Source organism: Carboxydothermus hydrogenoformans Z-2901, assembly GCF_000012865.1.
Classification (GTDB): domain Bacteria; phylum Bacillota; class Z-2901; order Carboxydothermales; family Carboxydothermaceae; genus Carboxydothermus; species Carboxydothermus hydrogenoformans.
In genome coordinates this window covers 338,524-359,730 of the sequence record NC_007503.1, presented here as the reverse complement: position 1 = coordinate 359,730, position 21,207 = coordinate 338,524, and the positions used below count along the sequence as shown (strand labels likewise).

Sequence of the window (21,207 nt, the reverse complement as noted above, 5' to 3'; positions counted from 1 at the left end):
TACCTCACCGCCTTTTGCGGGGAATTATTTATCGTCATTTACCTTGTAATCGGCATCATACACGTTGCCTTGGGTATTAGTTCCAGTTTGAGTTTGATTTTGATTTGCGGACTGCTGATAAATGCTGGAAGTTAACTCATAAAGCGGCTTGGTTAACTCTTCCATTTTCGCTCTCATTAGCTGTACATCTTTACTGTTCATTGCCTCCCGCAACTCGGCAATGGCTTTCTCAACTCTTGCCACTAAATCAGGATTAGCTTTATCCTTAAAGTCTTTTAAGGTTTTTTCTGCCTGATAAATCAAGCTATCCGCTTGATTGCGGGTTTCGACCTCTTCTTTCCGTTTCCGGTCTTCTTCCGCGTACCGTTCCGCTTCTTCCACCATCCGCTTAATCTCCGCTTCCGACAGATTGCTGGTATTGGTTATGGTAATACTTTGCTCCCGACCGGTACCCAGATCTTTGGCGGAAACGTGGACAATACCGTTTACGTCGATATCAAAGCGGACTTCAATTTGCGGTACTCCGCGGGGAGCCGGTGGAATACCGGTTAAGGTAAATCTACCCAAAGAGACGTTATCGGCAGCCATCGGCCGTTCGCCCTGCAGGACGTGAATTTCCACCGAAGTCTGGTTGTCGGCGGCAGTAGTAAAAATCTGGCTCTTCGAAGTTGGTATCGTGGTGTTTCTTTCAATTAACTTGGTAAACACTCCACCCAGGGTTTCAATCCCCAGGGAAAGGGGCGTTACGTCCAATAGAACTACGTCTTTAACTTCTCCCGCCAGTACTGCCGCTTGAATTGCCGCCCCAATGGCTACGCATTCATCGGGGTTAATCCCTTTATGGGGCTCTTTGTTAAAGAACTTGCGGATTGCTTCTTGAACCGCCGGTATCCGGGTGGATCCTCCCACCAACAGGATTTTATCGATATCTTCGGGCTTAAGGCCGGCATCGGCTAAAGCCTGCCGGGTGGGACCCATGGTAGCTTCCACCAGGTCAGCGGTTAATTCGTTAAATTTGGCCCGGGTTAAGGTAACATCAATATGCAACGGTCCGTTTTGGTTAGCGGCGATAAACGGAAGATTAATCTGGGTTTCCAGTACCCCCGATAATTCAATTTTGGCTTTCTCCGCCGCTTCTTTTAGCCGCTGCATGGCCATTTTATCGTTTCTTAAATCAATGCCGTGTTCTTTTTTAAAGTTTTCCACCAGCCAATCGATAATTCGCTGGTCAAAATCATCCCCACCGAGGCGGTTGTTACCGGCAGTGGCTTTAACTTCAAATACGCCATCACCAATTTCCAAAATGGAAACGTCAAAGGTTCCACCGCCCAGGTCGTAAACTAAGATAGTTTGTTCCCCTTCTTTATCAAGGCCGTAAGCCAAAGCGGCTGCCGTAGGCTCGTTAATGATTCTTAGCACCTCAAGGCCGGCAATTCTTCCGGCATCTTTAGTAGCTTGCCGCTGAGCATCGGTAAAGTAAGCCGGTACGGTTATTACGGCTTTCTCGATTTTCTCGCCCAGGTAAGCCTCCGCATCCTGCTTTAACTTTTGCAAAATCATTGCGGAAATTTCCTGGGGAGTATATTCTTTATCGTCAATTTTTACCCGGTAATTGGTCCCCATATGCCGCTTAATGGAAATTACCGTGCGTTCCGGATTGGTAATAGCCTGGCGTTTAGCTACCTGACCAACAATCCGCTCCCCGTTTTTGCCAAAAGCCACCACCGAAGGAGTGGTGCGACCACCTTCAGCATTGGGAATAACGATTACTTCTCCACCTTCCATTACCGCAATACAGGAGTTTGTAGTTCCAAGGTCAATACCAACAATTCTACCCATTATCTCTACCCCCTTTAAGTTATTGTTTTTTCGAAACTTTTACCAAAGCAGGTCTTAAAACCTTATCTTTATAAAAATACCCTTTTACCAGCTCCTCAATTACGGTATTTTCTTCTAAATCCTCCCGTACCTCCACCATTAAAGCTTCGTGGAGTTCGGGATTAAACGGCTGACCTTGAGCTTCTATAGCTTTTACTTCATGCTGGTTTAATATTTCCAGTAACTGCCGGTGCGTAAGCTCAACTCCTTCAATCACTTTTTGCGGATCAGTGTCTTTTTCCTTTAAAGCCCTTTCAAAATTATCAAGCACCGGCAGGAGCTTTTTTAGAAACTCCATTCCCTCGTACTTTAAAAGCTCCTCTTTTTCTCTCTGGGTTCTTTTCCGGTAATTATCGAAATCGGCATATAGCCTTAAATACTGATTTTTTAAGCGGTTATGTTCATCCAAAAGCTTATTGTATTCTTCTTCCCAATTTTTGGCCTCATCAATTTGTTGTTCCTCCTGGGGCCCGACAACCTCCTCTTTATCTTCCTGTTCCAAATTTTTATCTTCCGGTTCCAAATTTTCTCCGGTTACTTTTTCCTCTTTATCTTTTTCCTCCATCTTCCTGCTCCCCTTCCTTTAAAACTTCGTAATCTTTCATTTTAATTATGGTATTAATTTTCAATAACGAAATAGCTACCTCGCTGGCATTTTTTACTGCCTGGTAAACCACTTCAGCAGGATCAACCACTCCGCCGGCTATCATATCGATAAACTCACCGGTTTCAAAATCTAATCCCAAAGCGTAGTTATTTTTTTGGACCTGCAGGGTCATTAAGTCCCCCAACTTTTCCAGCCCGTTAAAACCGGCATTCTCCGCCATCACCCGAAAGGGAACTTTAAGAGCTTCCGAAAAAGCCATAACACCGTAGCTTTCCATACCGGGCAAGCGATTTTTCAAGCTTTCCACTTCCCGGCTTAAGTAGAGGAAGAAAGCTCCCCCTCCGGGCAAAACCCCGGAGCGGTAAGCGGCGGCAAAACTTCCGGCCGCATCTTTAGCAATTCTTTCCTGTTCATCCACCACCTCATCGGTAGCCGCTCCAATTAAAACCGTGGCGGTAGCTTTTCCGGCGCCTCCTTCAATAATGGTAAAATCCAGCCGGGAATCATAAAAGCAGGTTCGGGCATAACCCAGCATTTTCTGCAACTCTTCTACCGGCTTATTTAAAGAAGTTCTTTTGGCCGCCCGGGCTCCGGTAAACTCTAAAACCCTTTTTAATTCTTTCTGGGTAATGCGGGTTATAACCATTATTTCATTTTCGTAACAAAACTCTTCGGCAATATCGCTGATTCCCCGGGTCAATAAGATTAGCTTGACCCCTAATTCTTTTAGTTTTTTGAGATTTTCCTGAAATATTTTCTGGTTTTTTAAATACTGCTCAAATCCGGCTTCGGAAGCAAGGGCTTCTTCTTCTACTTCTTCGGGGTAAAGACCATCATCGAGAACCAAAAGGCGAACTTCCTGAAGTTTTTGCGATCCTTCCTCCCATAAGGGCGACTTATTAATAACCACTCCCGGAATAAGCGTAGTATCGGCCCCAACTTTTGCCAAGACCAAATCGGCTAATTTAAACCCGGGATCTTGAAGTTTATCTTCTAACATTGCTGCCGCATCCCGCAGGATAGCAGCAACCCTTTCATCACCCCGTCCGGCAATTTTGGCCGCCGCCAATAGCCTGTCGTCGGTAATACTTCCTACCTTAATCGCATTTTTTCTTATGAGGAAAAGAGCGTGATTTAACGCCCGGTTCATTCCCGCTAAAACTTTGGAAACCGGAACCCCTTTTAAAATCTGGTTTACTCCTTCAGAAACCAGCGCTCCGGCTAAAACTGCAGCCGTAGTAGTACCATCCCCCACTTCCCTCTCCTGAGCCCGGGCCATATTAACGACCATTCGGGCTGCCGGATGCTGGGCATCCATTAAAGTCAAAATCGTTACTCCGTCGTTGGTAACCACCACTTCCCCAAATCTATCCACCAACATCGCATCCAGGCCCTTGGGTCCCAAGCTATTGGCCACCACCTGGGTTAAGGCTTTTACCGCTGCTGCATTGGAAAAAAGGGCCTGATAGCGTTCTTCAATTTCCTGGGTTTGGTTTTCTTTTTTCAACCTTAAATCCTCCTGTTAAAAGTTTTTATTACCAATAATTTCCGACAAGTACTTACTTAAAAACTCCACCGTCGCCACGGTTTTAGCGTATTCCATACGCGTAGGTCCTAAAACTCCTATAAAGCCCACGCTATTTCCGTAGGAAAAGTAGCCGGCAGCAATCATGCTGCAGTCTTCAATTTCTTTTAAATTTAACTCGCTCCCGATTTTCACGTTAACCCCAACATTTAACTGGGAAAAGATTTCCCTTATTTTCTCTTCCTGTTCCAATATGCTTAATAAGGTTTTTACCTTTTCCACATTTTTAAACTCCGGCTGGTTAAAAAGGTTAATTAGTCCGCCCAAGATTATCTTATGCTCCTGATTATCTTGGTTTAAATTACTGATTAATTCTAAAGTAATATTAATTAAATTCTGGTGCTGGGCTAATTCGTAGTATATTTCTTTAATAAGCGAATAACGAATCTTTTCGGGATTTACTCCGTAAAGTTTAGCATTTAAAATTGCTGAAACTTTTTCTAAATCCTGAGCAGTAATATCCCCGGGCACTTCAAAAGCCCGATGGTGTAAGGTCCCATCTTCTAATACTATAATTAACAATACCTTCCCCGGCTGTAAAAGCACTAACTGCAGGTGTTTTAACGGTACTTTTCCTGCCTCCGGAGAAAGCACAACGGCGGTATAACGGGTAAGACTGGACAAAACTTTGCCCGTTTTTTCCAGCAAATCGCCAATACTGTTGATTTTATCTTCATAAACTTTCCGGATAAATTCTTCTTCTTCACGGCTCAAAGAGGGTTTTTCCATAAGGTAGTCGACGTAATAGCGGTAGCCCAAAACCGAAGGAATTCTCCCGGCACTGGTATGGGGCTGCTCTAAATAGCCCATTTCTTCTAAATCTGCCATTTCATTCCTGATGGTTGCCGGGCTAATACCCAGGTCGTATTTTTTGGCAATAGTTCTTGAGCCTACCGGTTCAGCGGTAGAGATGTAGTCCTGAACTATTGCCATTAAAATTTTTCTTTTCCGCTCATCAATCATACCGCTTCACCCCTTTTTGTTAGCACTCTCTTTTGTTGAGTGCTAACTTCAAATTAAAAATAGCACTGTCAAGCATTTTTTGTCAAGTTTAGATAAACTCAATTAATACAGTGTTGGCTACAAAACTCCCCTTGCGGGTTAAAAAAAGCCTATCATCTTCAAGGAAAAGCAGGCCAAGTTCGATAAATTTTTGGATTTTATCGCCAAACTCTGCCATAAAGTCCCGCCGGTATTTTTTTTGAAACTCCTGAAGATTTAGCCCGGTTTTTAACCTTAATCTTAAAATTATTTCTTCTTTGGCATCTTCTTCTAAAGTTAATTTTTCCTCGCCATAATTTTTTCCTGTTAAAAGCATTTCCCGGTACTCCAGCATCGTATTCGGATTCCAGAACCGGTACAGGCCTACCTTGCTATGGGCAGCTAGGCCAATGCCAAGATAAGGTTTATTTTCCCAGTAAGTAAGGTTGTGACGGGAATACTGCTGGTTTCGAGCAAAGTTAGCAATTTCGTACCGTTCGTAACCGTTTTCCTCTAAAAGATTAATCGCTTCCTCCCAATATAAAACTACTTCATCCTCTTCCGGAAGTATTATTTCACCCTTTGCTACTTCTTCATAAAGGCGGGTATTTTCTTCTACCTTTAAATCGTATAAAGAAATATGTTCCGGCTTTAAGCTTATGGCCGTTTTTACAGTGTTTATAAAGCTTTCGCGCCCCTCGGGATAACCGATAATTAAGTCCAGGTTTAAATTGTTTATGCCCTCTTCCCTCAATAAATTGTACGCTTCCAACGTTTGAGCAGCAGTATGGGCTCTACCCATTTTTAAAAGAATCTCATCATTAAAAGATTGGGCCCCAAGGCTTACACGATTGACTCCTAAATCTTTTAAAAGGCGAATTTTTTCCCTATTTAACGTTCCCGGATTGGCTTCAACGGTAAACTCCAAAAGCTTATCGGAAATATACGGCGAGATAATTTCCCCCAGTTTTTCTAAAGCGTTCAGCGAAAGGGAAGTTGGCGTTCCCCCGCCCACATAAATGGTCTTAAGAGGCGCTAAAAAATCTTTTCGCCATTCCAATTCTTTCTTTATTAAGCTTAAATACGAAAATACCCCTTCACCCGCCGGCGCGGGAAAAGAGGTAAAAGCACAGTAATGGCACTTCTTAAGACAAAAAGGCATATGCAGGTAAAGGGCCTGAGCTTTATTTGTTATTATCAATTTTCAACACCGCCATAAAAGCTTCCTGGGGAATTTCCACCCTGCCAATTTGTTTCATTCGCTTTTTACCTTCTTTCTGCTTTTCCAAAAGCTTTTTCTTCCGGGTAACATCGCCACCGTAACATTTAGCCAAAACATCTTTTCTTAAAGCCTTGACCGTCTCCCGGGCAATTACCCGCGAGCCAATTGCCGCCTGGATAGGAATTTCAAAAAGGTGGCGGGGAATCAACTCCCGCAGTTTTTCAACCAACTGTCGCCCCCGGTAGTAAGCTTTATCCTCATGAACAATGATGGAAAGCGCATCCACCGGCTCTCCGGCAATTAAAATATCCATCTTTACCAGATCCCCGGGGCGATAGCCGATAAATTCATAATCCAGAGAGGCATAACCTTTAGAACGGGATTTTAACTGGTCAAAAAAGTCATAAATAATTTCCGCCAGGGGCAAATCGTAAGTGAGCATCACCCGGTTTTCCGAAAGGTATTCCATATTTATAAAGACACCCCGGCGTTCAATGCACAAATCCATGATATTTCCCACAAATTCCTTGGGAACCATGATGGTTGCTTTCACATACGGCTCTTCAATGTGGTCAATCTTCCCCGCCGGAGGCAATTTTGCCGGATTATCAATCTCCAGAACTTCGCCGTTAGTTTGCACCACCCGGTAAACAACGTTGGGAGCGGTAGTAATAAGGTTTAAGCCGTACTCCCGCTCTAAACGCTCCTGAATTATTTCCATGTGTAAAAGCCCCAAAAAGCCGCACCTAAAACCAAAACCCAGGGCCACCGACGTTTCCGGTTCAAAAGTTAGCGAAGCATCGTTTAATTTTAGCTTTTCCAAAGCATCCCTTAAGTCCTCGTACTGATTGGATTCTACCGGATACAGGCCACAGAAAACCATCGGTTTGACCTGCTTATAACCGGGAAGCGGTTCTTTAGCCGGGTTTTCAGCACTGGTAATGGTATCTCCTACCCGGCAGTCGCGCACGTTTTTTATCCCCGCAGCAATAAATCCCACTTCCCCGGCCCAGAGCCCCTCCACCGGGGTAAGGTAAGGCTTAAAAATGCCCACCTCGGTAACTTCAAACTCCTTATCATTGCTCATCATTTTTATTTTCATTCCCGGCTTTATAAAGCCATCAACCAAACGAATATAAGCTATAACTCCTTTGTAAGGGTCGTAATGGGAGTCGAAGATTAATGCTTTTAAGGGCTTTTCCTCATCCCCTCTGGGGGGTGGGATCCTTTTCACAATAGCTTCTAATACTTCCTCTATCCCCTGACCGGTCTTGGCTGAAGCTAAAATGGCCTCACTGGTGTCAAGGCCAATAACGTCTTCTATCTCCTTTAAGACCCTTTCCGGCTCGGCATTAGGCAAATCTATCTTATTTACCACAGGAATGAGCTCTAAATCGTGCTCCATGGCCAGGTAAACGTTAGCCAGGGTCTGGGCTTCTATTCCTTGCGAAGCATCCACCACCAAAAGGGCCCCTTCGCAAGCGGCTAAGCTGCGGGATACTTCATAAGTAAAATCCACATGGCCCGGCGTATCAATAAGGTTCAGGTAATAGGTATTCCCATCCTTGGCTTTATAGGTAAGTTTTACGGCTTGAGCTTTAATGGTTATACCCCGTTCCCGCTCCAATTCCATCTGATCCAAAACCTGCTCTTTTAACTCGCGCTCCGATAAAGCACCGGTAAACTCTATAAGCCTGTCCGCTAAGGTAGACTTTCCGTGGTCGATATGGGCAATAATACAAAAATTCCTGATTAACTCCTGGCGTTTGGGCATAATAAACCTCCACTAAACTTTTTTCCGGATTAAATTTAAGAAAAACAGCGCTTCTTCCATTTTTAAAAGCAAAGTAGTGGCCGCATATACTACTACTGCCCCTGCAATTGCCGCACCAACTTGAATTAATTGCCCGTGTTTGGTTACAGCAAATCCGGATAGCTCACCGGCAATTAAATAGGCCGTTACTCCCATTAATAACGAAGCCAAAAGCGATTTAACTCCGGAAATTAAAATGTCTTTCCCGTAAATTGAGCCAACTTTGCGGCGGAAAAGCCACAGCAAAACAGCAAAGTTAAATATGCCCGTTAACGAAAAGCCTAAAGCAAGCCCTCCATGACCCAGGTAGCGGATAAAGGCCACGTTTAATAGATAGTTTAAAAAGATGGTTAAAAGGCTGGTAGTAACCGGCGTAATCGTGTCGTGCAGGGAATAAAATCCCCGTAAAACCACCTGCAAAGCTGAGTGGGCAAAAAGTCCAACGCAGTAAAAGACCAGCGCCCAGGCCGTCGCCCTGGTCATTGCCGGGGTAAACTCTCCCATCTCAAATAAAAGCCGCACAATCGGCACGCTTAAAACCATCAGACCCACCTGAGCTGGCAGGATAATAAACCATATTGATTTTATCCCCATAGCTACGCTTTTTTTAAAATTATCCATTTCTCCCCGGGCAGCAAAGCCGGTCATAGTTGGAAAAATAGCCATGCTTATTGCAGAAGCAAATAACCCCAGAGGAAGATACATCAAACGATTGGCAAGCCTCAGCGCCATAATGCTTCCTTCCGACAATCCCGAAGCAAGATTTTGGTTAACGATTAGGTTAATCTGGCTTACCGCCAATCCCAACAGGGTAGGAATCATCAATTGAGCCATTTTTACTACTCCGGGATGGTGGATATCGATAATAGGCCGATATTTTAACCCGTACCGGGCTAAGCTTGGAAGCTGTACCATGAAATTTAAAACCATCCCGGCCACAACCCCGAGAGCAAAGGAGGTAATTCCCAGCTTGCCGGCTAAGAAATAGCCAAAAAGAATTATCACTATGTTATATATTACACTGCCCAGGGCCGGAGTAAAAAAATGCTGGTAGGAATTCAACATTCCCATTAAAAACCCGTTTAATCCCGTAAATAAAACCGACGGTAGCATTATCCGGGTAAGTTCAATGGTAGTGCTTAGTCTTTCTCCGGTAAATTTGTGTGCTACAAGTTTTACCAGTTCCGGTGTAAATAAAAAACCAAGGCCAATACAAAAAAGCATAATTATTATTACTAAATTTATGACCGTGCTGGCCATTTTCCAGGCTTCTTCCTCTTCATTCTTAGCTAAATACGAAGAAAAAACCGGAATAAAGGCGGCACTTAGCGCTCCTCCCACCAGTAAATTGTAAAGGAAATCCGGTATGGTAAAAGCCGCTACATAAGCATCACTTATCCCTGTAGCCCCAAATTTTACCGCCAGCAATTGTTCCCGTACAAAACCCAAGATCCGCGAAACAATTCCCAAAGCTAGGATTATCCCTGCAGCTTTAGCAACGTTTTTTCTGGTACTCATAACCCCAATAGCCCTTCCCTTTAAATTTAAATCCTTTAAAAAATATATCACTTTTTTTTAATTTGTAAAGGAAAAAAAATAAAGCCAGAAAAACTGGCTTTAACGCAGTAAATAACGAGCAATACCTTCGGCCAGAAGGTCGGCCGATTTTTTGGCCTGGACCAAAGAGTTACTTACATTGCCGATTTCCACCAAAACCAGGTGACTGGATAAATGCTGATTAAATCTTCCGGACTTATACCTTATTCCCCGGATTAGGCCGGGATAGATAGTTTCGGTTTCGGCAATAATTTTTTTGGTCACCAGCTCGTTTTCCTGCCAATGGGGCTGGGGTAAACGTTCTCCTTTACCAATTACAAAGATAATCGGTGCTAACTCTTCACCCATGACGTTTACCGTACGGTACCTGGGAGAAGCCTCGGAGTCCCGGTGAACATCTACAAGAAGTTTTAAGCTCTTGATTGCTAACAAATCAAGAACAGTCTTTTTGGCTTCGCTGTAGGAACGATTGTAATCGGTATCATGAACCTTTTCAATTAAAATTGTTTTTATTCCTTTTTCCTCAAGCTTTTGGGAAAGCTCCCGGGCGACATCTAAAACCTCTCCTTTCTCCCCTTTGGGAGCCCTCTCCCGTCCACCATCCCCTTCATAACTCTCACCGGCATGGGTACAAAAAATCCCTACCAACGGCTCTCCCGGCAAAGCCGGCAAATCTTCTCCCTCATCGATGTCACCGAACTTCTCTTCCCCACCATTTAAAACCGGATACCCCGCCAGCATAAGAGAGTACGGATCGTTAACTCTGGCGCCGGTTAAAAGCCAGAGGGCATACTCCTGACTTAAATTTCCTTCTTCATCGTTTTTCTGCTTAAAACCCAAAGTTTTTTGCAAATATCCCCGAGGGTTTTCTTCCCAGAGGTTTTCTTTTAATACTTCTATAAGCGCACTATTTTTTATCCCCTCAAATACTAACCCGGAAGTTTCAGGAGGCACAACGGTAGCGGTTATCCCCAACAAAAGAGCGTAAATTAGTAAAAATAAACTTACAGCAGTTCCCCGTTGTGCTTTTGCCCGGTATTCCATTTTTTCGCTACTCCCCGGTTTTATTTTTGTAAAAAAAATATATGAAGCCCTCCGAAAAATTATGATTCACCTCAGGGTCGTTGGAATAAAGCGATCCACCAAACCAATGATTATTGCCGCTATAATCGCTCCCGGTAAAGTAACCTGCAGGTACTGGGGAACTATATACCGGGCAAGGAGAAGAATTAAAACCGCCACCACAAAACCGGTAAAGCCCTTTCCTTTCTCTCCTATTATTTTTTCGGCCAAATAGTTTAAGAAAGATATTACTAAGGCAGCTACCACAGCCCCAATTACGCCGCCCTTTACGGAAAAACCCGGAGTAAAAATGCTAACACCAATTAACGCTATTGCCGAAATCAGGATTTTTATAATTATTCCCATTTATATTTCACCTCCTTCTACAAGGATTTCCTATAATTTTTCATGTTATACAATTTATGGTGTGAAAGGGCAAAAAAAAACAAGAAGGTATTCTTGCATTTTTTTGATATCTCTGGTAGAATACTTGCTGTTAGGAGGTGAGATTGGTGGCAAATACTAAGTCAGCAAAGAAGCGGATTTTAATTATCCGGAAAAGAACCATGCGCAATAAAGCTATCCGTTCGGCTGTTAAGACTGCAATTAAAAAGTTTGAGATGGCCCTTAAAGTAAAACCCGCCGAAGAAGCAAGAGAGCTTTTACGGCAGGCTGTACGGGCTTTAGATAAAGCGGTAACCAAAGGTGTTATTCATAAAAATACCGCCTCCAGAAAAAAATCCCGGCTCACCCGGAAATTCAATTCCGTTTATAAAGCATCCTAAAAAATACCCGGCTGATACTCCGGGTTTTTATTTTTTCATTAATAGAAAAAATCTCTCAAATAATCCGGTTAACTCCCTTTCACCGGATTTTATTTTTACATCAAGATCCGCCAGGGCAGTAATTCCTTTTTTCAGTTTTTCCTGACTTAAGTGCACCGCACTTCTTAAGGTTTTTTTTACCAGCCATTCGGGAATGCCGGTAATTTTCGCAATTTCCTGCAGTGTTTTACCTTTTTGCTGAAGAACTTTTACGGTATAGATTTGCCTTAAGTTTTTTGCCACAAGCCCGGTAAATTTAACCGCTTCTTCCTGATTGGTAAGCCTTTCTTTTAGCTTGGGTCGGTTTATTTTCCCGGAGAGTAGTTCTTCAACAAGATAAAAAACCGAGATTTCTTGATCCTGGCCGGAAACCTCCAAAACATCTTTTAAAGTAATGATCTTTTCCGAAAGTTTATATAAAACCAATTTTTTAAACTCTTTTTCTAACTCCACTAAATTCTGCCCGTAACTCTGAGCTAAAACTATCAACGCTTCCCGTTCGAGATTAAAGCCTGCCCGGTCCGCCCAGGTTTTAATTAGTTCCTGGACTTCTTTTTCATCTAACCGGGAAAATTCAATCTCCTCACCATTTTTTAAAAACTCCTGATAGATTTTCTTTTTCTTATCAACAGGAAGTTCTGTGGAAAAAATAACCACCGCCCGGGGTGCCGGGTTTTTCAGGTAATTTAAAAGCGGTTCCTCGTCATGTTTTCCGGAAAAAAAGCGACAGTTTTTCACAACAATGAACCTTTGCCCAAAAAACGATACCGTTTCTGCCCTGGCTACCACTTCTTCAGGGAGAACTTCATGACCATCCAGCTCTTCATAGTTAAACTCGTGGTTGCTTCCTAAATATTTTTTAATTTCCCCAAAAAGCCGCTCTTTAAAATACCGCTCTTCTCCGGAAAAAAGGTAAAGGGGTTTTAAAACCCCTCGGGTTAAGGCATTTTTAAACCGTTCGTAAGCTATCATTTCTCTCGTCTCCTTGATAAAACTTCTGCCACCTTAACACCTTTTGGACATAATCCTTTGTTTCCGCAAAGGGTGGAATGCCGTTATATTTTCTAACATTGCCCGGTCCGGCATTATAGGCCGCCAGAGCAAGTTCCACATCACCAAACCGGTCTAAAAGAGACTTTAAATATTTAATACCCCCCTCTAAGTTCTCTCTGGGGTCATAAGGATTCTCGACCCCTAACATCCGTGCCGTTCCGGGCATTAACTGCATCAGGCCCATGGCTCCCCGGGGGGATGTAGCATTGGGATTAAAGTTCGATTCCTGCTTAATAACCGCCATTACTAACGAATAAGGTACTTCATATTTTTGCGAAAGCTCACGAACCATTTCGGCTATCTTGTTTTCCGAAGGGGATAACGCCGCTTCTTGTTTGGCCGCTACCAGGTCGGCAAAATTCAGGCTTTTAGGGATTTCGGAAGAAGAAAGAGCCTCTAACCTCTCCATTTGCTCTATCATCTGGGTTAGTAAAGCAAGATAATAATAAGTCAAAAGAGGTGTTAAATCAATCATCCTTCCACCCCGGTACTTTTTTCTTTAATTTTAATACAACTTAATAATTTTCGACAACTAAAGCCCCCTCAAGGTCGGTACGCCAAAGCTTTCCCTTACCTTTTAGAGCCGCTAAAAGCTTATCCCCGGGAAAACCATAAAGATTATTTTGACCAACGGAAATAACTCCATAACCAAATTTTAACTTTTCCATAAAGCTTTCTGAAAAAAAGTTACTACCATGATGGGGAATTTTTACCACTTCATAATAAGCCAGAAGTTGGTTTTCCAGATCTTCTTCCGCTTCTCTCTCGATGTCCGCCCCAAAAAAGTAGGTTTTCCGGCCTATTTTACCCGCTAGCACTACACTGTTGTTATTGGGGTCTGAGCGGGTACCGGAATAGATTCTTTCCGGTCCTAATATCCGTAAAGAAACATCATCCAAACTAATAACGGCAGAAGTTTTAGCATAATAAATTTTTATTTTTCTTAACCGGAGTAAATTTAAAAGTTCCAGGTATTCCTGGTCTTCCCCTAAATATGGAGAAATTAAGACCGCCTTTACCGTGGCACTCTGGATAAGCGTTTCTGCACCCCCGTAATGGTCATTATGGGGATGGGTCAACACTAAAAGGTCTATAACCCCCGTGCCACTTTGGCGAAGATACGCTAAAACTTTTCTTCCCGCATCATAATTTTCGTTTTTTGGTCCGGTATCCACCACAATCGTGCGTCCGCGCAAAGTATGAATTACCGCTGCATCCCCCTGGCCCACGGCAAGAAAAACAGTTTTTCCGTGCTCTTTTGGTACTAAAAATATTCCTAAAATTAAAAAGGCAATTACACAGAATTTAACAATATCGATCTTTTCTTTTTTTACCAACCAAAAATATCCTAAAAATAACCAGCAATAAAAAAGAAAAATTAATGTAAAAAAAGGCTTTTTTACTGCTATTGTCGCCCCGGGAATTAAAGCCATTTGACTGTTCATATTTAAAGTAAACACCGTTAGTAGTTCAGTTAGGTGTCTTAAGGGAGATAAAAATAAACCGAAAATTCCGGAAGCCATAATAATACCGGTAAGGGGAACTACTAAAAGATTGGCTATAATTGAAAGGGTAGCAAAGAGGGAATAATGATAAAATACAATTGGCTCGGTTAAAATTTGCGCACCAACCGTAACTCCAATAGTGTCGGCCAAATAAGAAGGTAAATACAACTTTAATTTTTCCGCTAAAGGTAAACCTATTAAAAATATCCCCAGGGTTGCTAAATACGATAAGAGAAAACCCGCCGAAAAAAGCTCCTGAGGTTTTATTAAAAGATAAAAAAAGGCACTTAAAAATAAGTGATAAACCGGCTGATAATCCCGCCCCAAGAAAAAAGCCCCGACCAAAAACACCAGCATTAAGAAGGCCCGCACCGTTGCCGGGTTAAAACCGGTTAGGGCGGTATAAAAAAAGCAAAAAATTATTGTAAAAAGGTTTTGCCATTGCCGGGAAAGCCGTAACCCCTTTCCCAAAAAATAAATTGCCCCCGCCACCAACCCCAAATGCAGGCCGCTGACACTTAAAATATGCACGACCCCGGTTTTCGCAAAACTATCGTAAACCTCCGGGGAAATTTCCTCATCGTCCCCTAAATACAAACCTTTTAATAACGCCGCAGTTTCGGGAGAATAGGTATTTAACTTTTCTTTAAGAAAATTTTTTACTGCTGCAAAAGGCCGAAGAAAAGAAAAGTTATCCCCGATTTTTTCCGCGGTTTGAACGTTTAAAACCCCATAAATTCCTTGCCGTCTTAAATAACTTGGATAGTTAAACTCGCCGGGATTTTGCGGAGGAACTGGTTTTAGGAAACTTCCGGTAATTTTTAAAATATCTCCCGGAAGCCTTAAAACCATTTCTTTTTCCCGGACTAAATAGGTTTCTTTGGTTTTTAAATCCACTACTTTAAAACTGTTTTTATCATTTTTTACGGTAGACCCTTCCACCACCCGGCAAATTCCCCGATATTCCCCTTCCCGAAAACCCGGACTCACATGAAGATTTAGGTTTACCCCTCCAAGAAGCATAAAAGCTACTAAAAGAACGGCTAAGCTTTTGCGTTCCCGGGGTAAAACAAGATATAAAAGCATAAACAATAAGGCCAAATACAGAAATAGCCGAAAAGGGATAAAACCCTGATCGGCTATGATAATTCCCAGTATGTAAAAAATGAAAGCAAGATAAATTTCCATATTCCCCTCTAATTAACCGTAATATAATCTTTTAGCGTTTCAAACTTTTTGTCCCCTATACCCTTAACTTTTTTTAGATCCTCAATAGTCGCAAAGGGCCCATTTTGCTCCCGGTATTCAATAATCTTAGCTGCCGTGGCAGGGCCAACTCCCGGTAGTTCATCCAGTTCTTCGGCGGTTGCGGTATTGATATTTACTTTTGCTTCCTGGCCACCGGAGCCCTTTAGAGCATTTTGCTGGCCAAACGCCTTGTTGGTCGAAGCTGAAGCCGTTGTTGTCTCATTTTTAAAGGGAATATAGATTTTTTGCCCATCGCTTACCTTAGCCGCCAGGTTAATACTGCTGTCGTCGGCTAAAGGTAACATTCCCCGCGCTTTTTCTATGGCATCCTTTACCCGGGCGCCTTCTTCTAAAACATAAACACCGGGTTTATAAACCGCTCCGGCCACATGAACAACCACCGTTCCCTTTGGGGTAACCTCCCTGGTAATAACTTCCTGCTCGGCTGTTTCCTTAAGCGGAGGTGATTCCGGCCCGGTCCACCATAAATAGCAAACCAAGGCTAAAAGTAAAAAAATAATTCCATATAAAGAAAGCTTGGAACGGTCATCAAAGGGATTCATAAGCTACTCCGCTAAAAAGCCACTTAACTGGCCTTCTTTGGAAAGCGTTAAAAGATTATGAGAGGAAAACTCCTCAATTAATTTTTGCTGAACTTTATGCCAAATCTTATGTAACGGGCAAATTTCCACTTTCTCACAAATATCCGGATGGTTAATACACTGACTTAAAACTATCGGTCCCTCCACCGCTTCAACTACTTCCAAAACAGTAATCTTTTCCGGATCTTTCAGGAGGGCAACACCCCCCTGCGGTCCTTTTACTGTATAGACAAGGCCTGCTTTAACCAAAGACTGCACGATTTTTGCTAAAAAAGCCTCCGGCAACATCAGCCTTTCCGCCAGGGTTTTTACCGGTACTACCTGGCCTTTAGGCAGTTTTGCCAGATCCATCAAGGCAATTAAAGCATATTCCCCCTGTTTTGTAAGCTGCATGAATTTTCCCCCTGAAAAAATCAAGCTTTCTAAGGTATTTTACAATATATTTTATATTTTTTCAATATAAATAAAATTTGTCGAAAATTGTCGTATTTTCTTTATTTAAAGGTATTTTGGAGTTTTATTATCTACTTAGTTTATATTATTATGCTAAGCAAAAATATACTAAGTAAAATATAAAAATATAAAACAAAAACCCTGCAACTGCAGGGTTTTAATGGTGGGTTCCTTCAACTACCTCTACACCTTTTGCCAAAATAGTTTTTTTAATTTGCTCTTTGAAAGGACACCTGGGATAATCTCCGTCTAACAACATACAGGAACTTAAATGAACGTGCGTTAATTCATAAGGGAGAAGTTTTTCAATAAGCCTGGAAACGCGGCGCCCGGAGCAACCACCGCAGGTGAAAAAGCCGATAATTTCTGCCTCAGGCCCATAGCGGGCAAACTGCTGCTCCCTTTTATTAAAGCTATTAAAACAACCAATTCCAGGGCAAACCTCGGAAACAATATGACAGCGCACCACCGCAATTTTGGGTTTTTGCGGTTTCGGGTCGCTTACATCCCTGGCGGTCATTTTCCCCCGGGCTTCCATTACTTCATTTACCGTGATCTCCTCTACACCCTTTTGCTTCGCCCACTCCTCTACCTTTTTCTTGGCTTTTTCCCGCACAAAAAAGGGAACGTTATTCATGTACTCTAATGCTTCTTTCGTCCAGCGCATCTTCTTCTTCCCCTTTTGTTTTTTCTTATTTTAACCTGGGCTTTCCTTTTAGAGCTATGACTTTTATCACAGTTTTACGCCTCGGGATACCTTTGGGCGCCGGCCTTTATAAGGGAATTAACAATATAAGTAGCCCTTCCTCCGGAGTAATCCCTTTTCTCCATTTCTTCCGGCTTTACTATAAAAATTTTTTTCGGTTCCACTTCTAAAAGGGCTTCGATATTTTTTAGATTTCCCGGCCCTATTGGTACCGGAGCTACCACAATCTTATCCGCCTTCTTTATGACCTCCAAAAGCCGCTGGTAGCTTTCCTCGGAAATGGGCGAAAAAGGCTCTTCCTCCACCACTTCTGCCCCGAGTGCTTTTGCTGTCTGCCAGTCACTATCGCTTTTATTTAAAACCCCCGCTGAGATTTTCGCTCCCTGCTGGCTTTCCCGGAGCATTATGCTCCCAGCCATCCCTCCACCGCCTATGATATGCACCTTTTTCTTGCCGTCACTAACTCTATTAACTATTAACGGCAGTATCTGCGGAATGTTTAAAACCGGGTGATTCACAACAAGTGCTGGTTCCTGATAAGCTTTATAAATGTTTTCAAAGGTTAAAACATTTTTCGCCTCGCCGGTAATAAGTTTCCCTGCCGAAAATAAGTAGAGCTTATCAGCAAAAAAGGAAGCCAAGTTTAAATCATGAAGAACCGCTAATATCCCTTTACCTTGAGCCGCTAAATCTTTTAAAAGAGATAGTATTTTTACCTGATAAAATAAATCCAGGTGATTGGTGGGCTCATCTAAGAGGATATAGTCGGCTTCCTGGGCCAAAGCCCGGGCAAGATAAACCCTCTGCCTTTCCCCTCCCGAAAGGGACAAAAGGGTTCGTTCCTCGTAACCGGCTAAACCTACCGTTTCTATAGCTTTTTTTACCGCTTGAAAATCTTTATTAGTCTCTAACCCTAAAAATCCCTGATAAGGGTACCTTCCCATCATTACCGTATCCCAGACCGAATAATCCCGTAAAGTTTCGGGTTCCTGGGATACATACGCCAGCATCCGGGCCCGCACCTTTGCCGGTAGCAAAAATATTTCTTTTTCGTTTAGTTGTACCGTACCGTACTTTGGTTTTAATAAACCTGCCAGAATTTTTAACAATGTTGTTTTCCCGGCACCATTAGGGCCTATAATTACAGTAAACTTGCCCGGGTGGACTTCAATATTTATCCCCTCAAACAAGGTGATGTTGCCGTAACCGTAGGCCAAATTAAGACCTTTAAGCATGATAACCCCGCCTTATAAAAAGATAGGCAAAAAAGGGAGCACCGATAAAAGCGGTAATAACCCCTACCGGAAGCTCCGCCGGGGCTAAAATGCTCCGGGCCAAAGCATCGGCAAAAACCAGGAGGATAGCTCCCGCTAAGGTTGATAAAGGTATTAAAAGGCGAAAATCCTTACCAAAAATAAGTTCTACCACCTGCGGAACTACCAGACCAACAAACCCTATGGTTCCGGAAAAGCTGACCGCTCCTGCCGTTAAAAAACTTGCCAGCATTAAAAAAAGAACTCTTTTTTTGTTAACCTCCACCCCTAACTGAACTGCAGTATCATCCCCAAAACTCATAGCATTTAAATCCCGGGCAAAAATAAAAAGGAAACCAAGCCCAAATAAAAGGTACAGGCCAAGCACTCCCGCTTCTTTAAATCCTTTATTACTGAGTCCTCCCATTAACCAGTAAATAATCTGGTGCATATTTTCCCGGCTTACCGCTAAAACAAAAGTAACGATAGCTCCTAAAAAGCTATTTACAATAATTCCCGCAAGGATTAATCTATTAGGTTCGGGTTTTCGGGAAATTAAAAAAACTAAAAGTAACGCTACTATACTTCCTAAAAACGCTCCTAAGGGCAAAGCATAATAAGGAAAAGATTTTAGCAGAGTTAGTAAAGCTACAGCTGCAGCAGCTCCTGAAGATACTCCTAAAATATACGGGTCAGCTAAAGGAGTTTTCAATACCCCCTGGTACACCGTACCTGCCAGGCCGAGAGCTGCTCCCACTGTAAGTCCCAAAGCTATCCGGGGGAGTCTTATCTTAAAAAAGATTGTTTTATACGGTTCTAAAAAGAGTTTCGTTATCGGAATTTTCACAGCTCCCAAGTTTGCCGCCAACAATATAACAAAAATAAGGAGGAGGAGTAAAATAACTCCTCCTAAAAATAACTTTACCCACCACGATTTCATTTTCTCACCTATTTTAAACCAGGATGAAGGGCTTTAGCTAATTTTTCAATCCCGTCAATGGTCCGGGGACCCGGTCGCACAATTAAATTAGGATCAATGCTGTCAATAACTTTCTTTTCTTTAACTGCGCGCAGTGACTGCCAGAGTTCACGTTTGTATGGATGTTGGTCCGGTTTTAAATAAGCGGTATCAGCAAGTAAAATATAATCAGGATTTAAAGTTAAGAGCTTTTCATCGGAAAGGTTTACCCAGCTACCACTGGTTATGACGTTTTTACCGCCTGCTTTTACGAGGAGATCATTAATGAAGGTGTTTGGTCCGGCAACATATAAACCGTACGCATAATCAACCTCTACCAAGACCGACGGTTTTTTGTTGTATTTTTTTAACTTTGCTGTAAGTTTATTTAATCTTGCCTGCATATTATTAGTAATGCTTACAGCTTTAGAGTATTTACCGGTAGCTTTACCAACCAGCTTTATGTTATTTAAAATATCGTTAAAGTTTTTCGGTTCTTTTAAAACAAACACCTTAATTTTTAAGTTTTGCAGTTTTTTAATAGCATCCGGTGAAATACTATCCTGGGCCACCACCAGGTCAGGTTTTAAGCTTACAATTTTTTCTACATTAACATTAAATGCATCGCCCACCTTGGCCTTTTTTTTGGCCGCTGCTGGGTAATCGCAAAAGTTAGTAACACCTACAATATACTTATCTAATCCCAGAGCAAATAAGATTTCAGTATTACTTGGGGCAAGAGATACAATTCTTTTGGGATAACTTTTAAAGGTAAAAACGTTTCCTTTAGAATCTTTTACCGTTATTCCCTTACTTTGCCCTGCCAGTAATGGAGCTACCGCCACCAACAGAATGACGGCAACAGCTAAAAATACCACCCATCTTTTTTTCACCATTTTTTCGCCCCCTTATTTGTTAAATTTAGTAAAAAATCCGCTTCCCGGTTCGGTAAGCGGATTATAACCAAAAGCCTTACAATCCCTCCCTTCGCCGCGAAGGTAAGACAGATTAACTCTCACGGGCAGGTTTCCTGGCTTACGGCTCATCGCCTCTTTTAGCCTTCCCATCCGATTTAACGGACAGTGGCATCTCTAAAAGAGGCTCCCCGAGTACAGTGGCGGGCCCGCGCCGTTTACGGAAATTCCGTCCGGCTTCCCTTTTAACCCTTCCGGGCACCCGTAGAGTGGGGTATTAACTTTTTCTATTAAACAAAGTTCGCTTAAACTCGCCCAATTCCTTTTTTGTGAAAAAAGTATTTAAGAGAAATCTTTTAATTTGTCATAATTTATAATTTCTAAGCTCCGCCCTTCGGCCCGAAGTACTCCTAAACGTTTAAACTCATTTATTATTCGACTGGCCGTTTCCCGGGAAACCCCGGCTAAATTGGCTATTTCCTGCTGGGAAAGATTAATTACCGGGCCGTAGCGTAAGAGAACGCTACATACCCGGGCTAAACTATCTTTTAACGCTAACTCTTTAATTTTTTGATTGGCTAAATCTAAACGATACAACAGCACCTTGATGAGATTTAACGCAATTTCTCCGCGTTTTTTCAAGAGGTTCTCCATTTCCTCGTTGGGAATTACCAGGACTTCCCCCGGCTCTATAACCTCGGCGGTGGCAGGATAAGGACGCTTGGAAAATAGCACCACTTCGGCAAAAATATCTCCCGGTTCAACATAATGAAGGATGTGTTCCCGGCCTTCCCGGTCCTCTTTATAGAGCTTAATCCGCCCGCTTTTTAAAAAGTATACTGCCGCCCCCGGGTCCCCTTCGGAAAACAAAATTTGTCCTTTTTTCAGCCGGCGGGAATAAAGAAGATTCCCGATTTCCTTTAAATCATCCGGGGAAAGCTCCCCGAAAAGGGGTATCTTTTTTAAAACCTCCCAGTTTTCCATTG

At 42.6% G+C, this 21,207-nt stretch carries 20 protein-coding genes and 1 riboswitch; of the genes, 1 reads left to right on the top strand and 19 read right to left on the bottom strand.

Features of this window, described 5'->3' with window-relative positions:
* Positions 1–24: 24 nt before the first annotated feature.
* The 9 genes from dnaK to CHY_RS01820 form a co-directional block, all read right to left on the bottom strand.
* Positions 25–1,839 (bottom strand): molecular chaperone DnaK, encoded by a 1,815-nt coding sequence (gene dnaK / locus CHY_RS01860; RefSeq protein ID WP_011343352.1) that lies wholly within the window; start codon positions 1,837–1,839, stop codon positions 25–27.
* Between the two features lie 19 nt (positions 1,840–1,858).
* Entirely contained in the window at positions 1,859–2,443 is a 585-nt protein-coding gene (grpE, locus tag CHY_RS01855; protein ID WP_011343351.1) for a nucleotide exchange factor GrpE, read from the bottom strand.
* Positions 2,427–3,992, bottom strand: a complete 1,566-nt coding sequence (locus CHY_RS01850; protein ID WP_011343350.1) for a TCP-1/cpn60 chaperonin family protein — start codon at positions 3,990–3,992, stop codon at positions 2,427–2,429. The genes grpE and CHY_RS01850 overlap by 17 nt, the downstream gene beginning before the upstream one ends.
* A gap of 15 nt (positions 3,993–4,007) precedes the next feature.
* Positions 4,008–5,033: a heat-inducible transcriptional repressor HrcA gene (gene hrcA, locus CHY_RS01845; RefSeq protein ID WP_011343349.1), complete on the bottom strand. Its 1,026-nt coding sequence runs from the start codon at positions 5,031–5,033 to the stop codon at positions 4,008–4,010.
* Positions 5,034–5,121: 88 nt separating this feature from the next.
* Positions 5,122–6,252: a radical SAM family heme chaperone HemW gene (gene hemW / locus CHY_RS01840; protein WP_011343348.1), complete on the bottom strand. Its 1,131-nt coding sequence runs from the start codon at positions 6,250–6,252 to the stop codon at positions 5,122–5,124.
* Entirely contained in the window at positions 6,236–8,047 is a 1,812-nt protein-coding gene (gene lepA, locus CHY_RS01835) for a translation elongation factor 4 (protein ID WP_011343347.1), read from the bottom strand. The genes hemW and lepA overlap by 17 nt, the downstream gene beginning before the upstream one ends.
* A gap of 12 nt (positions 8,048–8,059) precedes the next feature.
* Positions 8,060–9,604, bottom strand: a complete 1,545-nt coding sequence (gene murJ / locus CHY_RS01830) for a murein biosynthesis integral membrane protein MurJ (RefSeq protein ID WP_011343346.1) — start codon at positions 9,602–9,604, stop codon at positions 8,060–8,062.
* Positions 9,605–9,703: 99 nt separating this feature from the next.
* A complete protein-coding gene (locus CHY_RS12580; protein ID WP_011343345.1) occupies positions 9,704–10,687 on the bottom strand; it encodes a stage II sporulation protein P in 984 nt (327 codons plus the stop codon).
* Positions 10,688–10,753: 66 nt separating this feature from the next.
* On the bottom strand, positions 10,754–11,071 hold the full coding sequence (locus tag CHY_RS01820) for a phage holin family protein (RefSeq protein ID WP_011343344.1): 318 nt from the start codon (positions 11,069–11,071) through the stop codon (positions 10,754–10,756).
* 146 nt (positions 11,072–11,217) lie between these two features.
* On the opposite strand from CHY_RS01820, the gene rpsT reads away from it, so the two are divergent.
* Positions 11,218–11,490, top strand: a complete 273-nt coding sequence (gene rpsT, locus CHY_RS01815) for a 30S ribosomal protein S20 (protein ID WP_011343343.1) — start codon at positions 11,218–11,220, stop codon at positions 11,488–11,490.
* Between the two features lie 27 nt (positions 11,491–11,517).
* Here the strand turns inward: rpsT and holA are convergent, their stop codons facing one another.
* From holA to CHY_RS01765, 10 genes are all read right to left on the bottom strand, one after another.
* On the bottom strand, positions 11,518–12,501 hold the full coding sequence (holA, locus tag CHY_RS01810) for a DNA polymerase III subunit delta (protein WP_011343342.1): 984 nt from the start codon (positions 12,499–12,501) through the stop codon (positions 11,518–11,520).
* The gene (locus CHY_RS13360; protein ID WP_011343341.1) at positions 12,479–13,057 is read right to left on the bottom strand and encodes a lytic transglycosylase domain-containing protein; all 579 of its coding nucleotides are present in this window, start codon (positions 13,055–13,057) and stop codon (positions 12,479–12,481) included. The genes holA and CHY_RS13360 overlap by 23 nt, the downstream gene beginning before the upstream one ends.
* Before the next feature lie 40 nt (positions 13,058–13,097).
* Positions 13,098–15,275 carry a DNA internalization-related competence protein ComEC/Rec2 gene (locus CHY_RS01800; protein WP_011343340.1) on the bottom strand — a complete coding sequence of 726 codons (2,178 nt, stop codon included), beginning with the start codon at positions 15,273–15,275 and terminating at the stop codon, positions 13,098–13,100.
* An 8-nt stretch (positions 15,276–15,283) separates the two neighbouring features.
* Positions 15,284–15,898 (bottom strand): helix-hairpin-helix domain-containing protein, encoded by a 615-nt coding sequence (locus CHY_RS01795; protein ID WP_011343339.1) that lies wholly within the window; start codon positions 15,896–15,898, stop codon positions 15,284–15,286.
* A gap of 3 nt (positions 15,899–15,901) precedes the next feature.
* Positions 15,902–16,330 carry an RrF2 family transcriptional regulator gene (locus tag CHY_RS01790; protein WP_011343338.1) on the bottom strand — a complete coding sequence of 143 codons (429 nt, stop codon included), beginning with the start codon at positions 16,328–16,330 and terminating at the stop codon, positions 15,902–15,904.
* A 217-nt stretch (positions 16,331–16,547) separates the two neighbouring features.
* The gene (locus CHY_RS01785; protein WP_011343337.1) at positions 16,548–17,057 is read right to left on the bottom strand and encodes a CGGC domain-containing protein; all 510 of its coding nucleotides are present in this window, start codon (positions 17,055–17,057) and stop codon (positions 16,548–16,550) included.
* A 74-nt stretch (positions 17,058–17,131) separates the two neighbouring features.
* Entirely contained in the window at positions 17,132–18,331 is a 1,200-nt protein-coding gene (locus CHY_RS01780; RefSeq protein WP_011343336.1) for an ATP-binding cassette domain-containing protein, read from the bottom strand.
* Complete coding sequence (locus CHY_RS01775; protein WP_011343335.1) at positions 18,324–19,289, bottom strand: FecCD family ABC transporter permease; 966 nt, start codon at positions 19,287–19,289, stop codon at positions 18,324–18,326. The genes CHY_RS01780 and CHY_RS01775 overlap by 8 nt, the downstream gene beginning before the upstream one ends.
* 8 nt (positions 19,290–19,297) lie before the next feature.
* The gene (locus tag CHY_RS01770) at positions 19,298–20,203 is read right to left on the bottom strand and encodes an ABC transporter substrate-binding protein (protein ID WP_011343334.1); all 906 of its coding nucleotides are present in this window, start codon (positions 20,201–20,203) and stop codon (positions 19,298–19,300) included.
* Positions 20,204–20,309: 106 nt separating this feature from the next.
* Positions 20,310–20,502, bottom strand: a riboswitch (cobalamin riboswitch).
* A 61-nt stretch (positions 20,503–20,563) separates the two neighbouring features.
* A complete protein-coding gene (locus tag CHY_RS01765) occupies positions 20,564–21,205 on the bottom strand; it encodes a Crp/Fnr family transcriptional regulator (protein ID WP_011343331.1) in 642 nt (213 codons plus the stop codon).
* Positions 21,206–21,207: the final 2 nt, after the last annotated feature.

What these genes read in the sequence shown, in the direction of transcription:
- CHY_RS01785 (WP_011343337.1), bottom strand. Translation starts at nt 17,057, where the DNA reads ATGCGCTGGACGAAAGAAGCATTAGAGTACATGAATAACGTTCCCTTT.
- CHY_RS01780 (WP_011343336.1), bottom strand. Translation starts at nt 18,331, where the DNA reads ATGCTTAAAGGTCTTAATTTGGCCTACGGTTACGGCAACATCACCTTG.
- holA (WP_011343342.1), bottom strand. Translation starts at nt 12,501, where the DNA reads ATGATAGCTTACGAACGGTTTAAAAATGCCTTAACCCGAGGGGTTTTA.
- CHY_RS13360 (WP_011343341.1), bottom strand. Translation starts at nt 13,057, where the DNA reads ATGATTGATTTAACACCTCTTTTGACTTATTATTATCTTGCTTTACTA.
- CHY_RS01820 (WP_011343344.1), bottom strand. Translation starts at nt 11,071, where the DNA reads ATGGGAATAATTATAAAAATCCTGATTTCGGCAATAGCGTTAATTGGT.
- CHY_RS01775 (WP_011343335.1), bottom strand. Translation starts at nt 19,289, where the DNA reads ATGAAATCGTGGTGGGTAAAGTTATTTTTAGGAGGAGTTATTTTACTC.
- lepA (WP_011343347.1), bottom strand. Translation starts at nt 8,047, where the DNA reads ATGCCCAAACGCCAGGAGTTAATCAGGAATTTTTGTATTATTGCCCAT.
- hrcA (WP_011343349.1), bottom strand. Translation starts at nt 5,033, where the DNA reads ATGATTGATGAGCGGAAAAGAAAAATTTTAATGGCAATAGTTCAGGAC.
- CHY_RS12580 (WP_011343345.1), bottom strand. Translation starts at nt 10,687, where the DNA reads ATGGAATACCGGGCAAAAGCACAACGGGGAACTGCTGTAAGTTTATTT.
- grpE (WP_011343351.1), bottom strand. Translation starts at nt 2,443, where the DNA reads ATGGAGGAAAAAGATAAAGAGGAAAAAGTAACCGGAGAAAATTTGGAA.
- murJ (WP_011343346.1), bottom strand. Translation starts at nt 9,604, where the DNA reads ATGAGTACCAGAAAAAACGTTGCTAAAGCTGCAGGGATAATCCTAGCT.
- CHY_RS01800 (WP_011343340.1), bottom strand. Translation starts at nt 15,275, where the DNA reads ATGGAAATTTATCTTGCTTTCATTTTTTACATACTGGGAATTATCATA.
- CHY_RS01770 (WP_011343334.1), bottom strand. Translation starts at nt 20,203, where the DNA reads ATGGTGAAAAAAAGATGGGTGGTATTTTTAGCTGTTGCCGTCATTCTG.
- CHY_RS01795 (WP_011343339.1), bottom strand. Translation starts at nt 15,898, where the DNA reads ATGAATCCCTTTGATGACCGTTCCAAGCTTTCTTTATATGGAATTATT.
- dnaK (WP_011343352.1), bottom strand. Translation starts at nt 1,839, where the DNA reads ATGGGTAGAATTGTTGGTATTGACCTTGGAACTACAAACTCCTGTATT.
- CHY_RS01790 (WP_011343338.1), bottom strand. Translation starts at nt 16,330, where the DNA reads ATGCAGCTTACAAAACAGGGGGAATATGCTTTAATTGCCTTGATGGAT.
- CHY_RS01765 (WP_011343331.1), bottom strand. Translation starts at nt 21,205, where the DNA reads ATGGAAAACTGGGAGGTTTTAAAAAAGATACCCCTTTTCGGGGAGCTT.